This is a genomic window from Salmonella sp. SAL4457, assembly GCF_046548235.1.
Taxonomy (GTDB): Bacteria; Pseudomonadota; Gammaproteobacteria; order Enterobacterales; family Enterobacteriaceae; genus Salmonella; species Salmonella enterica.
The window spans coordinates 1-234 of sequence record NZ_JBGDZO010001371.1 but is presented as its reverse complement, the minus strand read 5'-3'; the positions used below and the strand labels follow the sequence as shown (position 1 = coordinate 234).

Genomic DNA, 234 nt, shown 5'->3' with positions numbered 1-234 from the left:
CCTGGTCACCCAGAACGGCACGCCGTTCATGCAACTGGAGGAAGTGCGCACCACCGCCGCACGTACCGACGGGCTGTTTGCCGACTGGCATTTCTACCAGGCGGCGGTGCCGACCTATATCGGCGGCGCCATGACCTTCGCCTGGGGTTCGACCCACGAAGGCCTGCGTCGCCTTCCGCTGGAAACGCTGCGCCAGCGCTTCCGCGACAGCGGCATCGCCACCCGCTACTACAA

1 pseudogene is annotated in these 234 nt (G+C 66.2%); it reads left to right on the top strand.

The features are described 5' to 3' along the window. Positions 1–234: pseudogene (locus ACLJNW_RS28645) on the top strand (polyamine aminopropyltransferase); the annotation flags it as partial.